A 3,650-nucleotide genomic window follows, 5' to 3' on the forward strand; every position below is an offset into this window, starting at 1 on the left:
CTTTTGGCACGCTGTTGAGTTCTCAAGGAACGGACGCTTCCTTTGTACTCACCCTCTCGGGCTTTCCTCCGGGCGCTTCCCTTCGGTCTTGCGTTCCCGACTCTATCAGATCTTTTTCGATCCGATTTCCTCGGGCGCTTTCCAGGTTCCCGCTTTCGCGTTTCCCTTTCCGGCGGATCCGACTTTATCAGAAGTTCCAGGCCGGACTGACCGGCCGTCGAATTCCGAATCATCGGGGGCGCTTCTGCGGAATCTGAAGTGTTCCGGGAAGCGGACAGATTGTGCACCGTCGCCGGGTGGGCTCGAACCCATCTCCAGGCAACTGTTCAAATCTACCTCCCCAGTCTCACCGTGTCAACGGCGTTTCCCGGGGCGAAGAGGAGACTAGCAGCTCGGGGGACTTGTCCGCACATCAGGCGGCCGTCGGCACGCTCGCGCTGCGCTCGGCCGCATCTACGTCGCCCGTCTCACCGGTGCGAGCCGCGCGACCGCCGAGGACGTAGACGTACGCCAGGAAGACCACTTCGGCGAGGACGCCGATGGCGATGCGGGCCCAGGTGGGCAGGCCGGACGGGGTGACGAAGCCTTCTATGGCGCCGGAGACGAAGAGGACCAGGGCGAGGCCGATGGCCATGCCGATGGCTGCGCGGCCTTCTTCGGCGAGTGCCGCGCGACGGGTGCGCGGTCCGGGGTCGATGAGGGTCCAGCCGAGGCGCAGGCCGGTGCCGGCGGCCACGAAGACCGCGGTCAGTTCGAGGAGGCCGTGCGGGAGGACGAGCCCGAGGAAGGTGTCGAGGCGGCCGGCCTCGGACATCAGGCCGATGCCGATGCCGAGGTTCAGCATGTTCTGGAAGAGAATCCACAGGACCGGGAGGCCGAGGAAGACGCCCAGGATCAGGCAGAGGGCGGCGGCCCAGGCGTTGTTCGTCCAGACCTGGGCGGCGAACGAAGCCGCCGGGTGACTGGAGTAGTAGGTCTCGTACTGGCCGCCGGGGCGGGTCAGCTCGCGGAGTTCGCTGGGTGCCGCGATGGTGGCCTGTACCTCGGGGTGGGTGCCGATCCACCAGCCGAGGAGGGCCGCGACCAGGGTCGACAGCAGAGCGGTGGGTACCCACCAGTGGCGCGACCGGTGGACCGCGGCGGGGAAGCCGTGGGTGAGGAAGCGGGTGACGTCTCGCCAGGAGGCGCGGCGGGTGCCCGTCACGGCGCTACGCGCGCGTGCCACCAGCTGGCTGAGCCGACCCGTCAGCTGCGGGTCGGGGGCGCTGGACTGGATCAGGGACAGGTGGGTGGCGGTGCGCTGGTAGAGGGCGACGAGTTCGTCGGTCTCGGCTCCGGTGAGGCGGCGCCGACGGCGGAGCAGGGCGTCGAGGCGGTCCCATTCCGCTCGGTGGGCGGAGACGAAGACGTCGAGGTCCATCGGTGTGCCTGCTCCTGGGCTGCTCGTCGGCGGCTCGTCATGGTCAGCTTGTCGTACTGGGGCGCGATGTGCTCTCAGCTTGGCAGACTGGCCGTGTCCGGGGCAGGTCAGGGGAAGGGCGGCGGGCGTGAGCGAGTTGGTGACGGGCGAGGCGGTGGCGCTGGAGTTGCGCCCTGCGAGGCTGCCCAGCAGGGCGCTTGCCGTGCTGCTCGATCTGGCGGTGGCCGTGGCCGTGTACATCGCCGTGACCCTCGTGCTGGTGGCCGCTACCGCGTCGCTGGACGAGGCGGCGCAGACCGCGCTGTCGATCGCGACGTTCGTGTTGCTGCTGGTGGGCGGGCCGATCGCGGTCGAGACGCTGAGTCACGGGCGGTCGCTCGGGAAGATGGCGTGCGGGCTGCGGGTGGTGCGTGACGACGGCGGGCCCATCCGGTTCCGGCACGCGCTCGTGCGTGGCTTGATCGGGGTGGTCGAGATCCTGATGACGTTCGGGGTCGTCGCCTGCATCGCCTCTCTGGTGTCGGAGCGCGGGCGGCGGCTCGGGGACGTCTTCGCGGGGACGCTCGTCGTGCGGGAGCGGATACCGGTGGCGCGTGCGGGTTCCGTGCCGCCGCCTCCGCCCTGGCTGGCCGGGCGGTTCTCGGGGCTCGACCTGTCGGCGGTGCCCGACGACCTGTGGCTCGCCGTACGGCAGTACCTGACGCGCATGCAGCAGCTCGACCCGCAGGTCGGACACACCATGGCGCAGCGGCTGGCGGCCGATCTCGCGGCGCGTACGGGGACTCCCGCGCCGCCCGGGGTCCCGGCGGGGGCGTATCTGGCGGCGGTGGTGCAAGAGCGGCAGGCGCGTGAGGCGCGGCGGGCCTTCGGCAACGGTCCCGCCGCGAAGGAGACCGTGCCTTCGCCGCCGTACGCGGGGCAGGCCGTGCCGCCTCCGGCAGACCGTCCGGCGATGCCGTCCGTGCACCCGTCCCCGCCTCCGGGCGGGCAGGTGCCCGGTGGCGGTCCCATCGCTCCGGGCAACCCGGTCGCGTCGCCGCCGCAGGACGCTCAGCCCTCCGAGCGGCGTCCTTCGACCGGGTTCGTGCCGCCCGCCTGAGTCCGTCCCGGATCCCTTCGTACGCCATGCCGCCGAGTCGCTCTCACGGCTGCCGCGGACTTTCCGTCAGGGGAAGACGGACGGCGGTGACTCCAGGTCCTCCAGCTCGATGCCTGGTGCCGCGACAACGACGTCGCCGGCGATGTGGACGGTGTGCTGCTCGCCCGTGTCCAGGACTGTGACCTGGTATTCGTCCACTGTCAGAGGGTCGTTGTCAGTGGCGTGTGCTTCGCTGTCGACCAGTGCCCAGGACTGGTCCACGGTGCGCGGGGCGAGGACCGGATCCGTGAAGGCGACGAGGCGTACACGGGTGGCGGACCCGGAGGGGGTGAGGCGCAGGAGACGGCTGGTGGCGACGAGGAACGCGGGGGACGTGCCGGTGAAGGCGTGGGCGCGCACATTGCCTTCGGTGGCTTCGGTTCCCGTGGGGTCGGTGCGGACCCAGGTGACGCCGTCGAGGGCGGCGCCGCGCACCTGCCAGCTCGCCGCGTGGAGTTCGAGGCGGATGGGGCGGCCGAGTTCGTCGAGGGTCAGGTCGACGGAGCCGCGGTGATCGCCGGACGGGGCGGTCAGCTGGGAGACGTAGCGCCAGCCGGACGGGCCGACGGCGCAGTGGAAGTGCTCTTCTGCGAGGGGGGTGTGATCGTGCGGATCGTGGAGCGAATAACGGCCGCGAGGCATCGAGGTCCTGGGTCTTGACGGGCTGGTCCGGCCCGTGGGAGCCACTGGCCGGACGGGGAGCCAAAGGGGCAGGCCCCCGGCACGGGGGTGCGGGGGCCTGCCTCTGGGCGAACGTGCCGCTGGGGTGCGCGTCCGTGCGCGGGGGCACGGACGCGCTCGCCGCGGTCTGCGGCGGGGCTCAGTAGCGGTAGTGGTCCGGCTTGTACGGGCCCTCGACCTTGACGCCGATGTACTCGGCCTGCTCGGGGCGGAGCGTGGTCAGCTTCACGCCGAGCGCCTCGAGGTGGAGGCGGGCGACCTTCTCGTCCAGGTGCTTGGGCAGGACGTACACGCCGGTCGGGTACGCGTCGGGCTTGGTGAACAGCTCGATCTGGGCCAGGGTCTGGTCCGCGAAGGAGTTGGACATCACGAACGACGGGTGGCCGGTGGCGTTGCCCAGGTTCAGCAGGC

Annotated in this window: 4 protein-coding genes; 1 reads left to right on the plus strand and 3 read right to left on the minus strand. The window is 70.8% G+C overall.

Features of this window, described 5'->3' with window-relative positions; all coding sequences use genetic code 11:
* Positions 1-412: 412 nt before the first annotated feature.
* Positions 413-1,420, minus strand: a complete 1,008-nt coding sequence (locus tag AB0M97_RS30675) for a stage II sporulation protein M (RefSeq protein ID WP_365964248.1) — start codon at positions 1,418-1,420, stop codon at positions 413-415.
* 127 nt (positions 1,421-1,547) lie between these two features.
* Between AB0M97_RS30675 and AB0M97_RS30680 the strand changes: the two genes are divergently transcribed.
* Positions 1,548-2,519 carry an RDD family protein gene (locus tag AB0M97_RS30680; protein WP_365964249.1) on the plus strand — a complete coding sequence of 324 codons (972 nt, stop codon included), beginning with the start codon at positions 1,548-1,550 and terminating at the stop codon, positions 2,517-2,519.
* A 66-nt stretch (positions 2,520-2,585) separates the two neighbouring features.
* On the opposite strand, the gene AB0M97_RS30685 is transcribed toward AB0M97_RS30680, so the two are convergent.
* Both AB0M97_RS30685 and AB0M97_RS30690 read right to left on the minus strand, forming a co-directional pair.
* Positions 2,586-3,200, minus strand: coding sequence for a hypothetical protein (locus AB0M97_RS30685; protein ID WP_365964250.1), 615 nt, complete (start codon positions 3,198-3,200; stop codon positions 2,586-2,588).
* Between the two features lie 178 nt (positions 3,201-3,378).
* Positions 3,379-3,650: adenosylhomocysteinase (locus tag AB0M97_RS30690; RefSeq protein ID WP_365964251.1), on the minus strand; the 272-nt coding region annotated here is incomplete at its 5' end.

It is taken from the genome of Streptomyces sp. NPDC051207, assembly GCF_040682395.1.
Classification (GTDB): domain Bacteria; phylum Actinomycetota; class Actinomycetes; order Streptomycetales; family Streptomycetaceae; genus Streptomyces.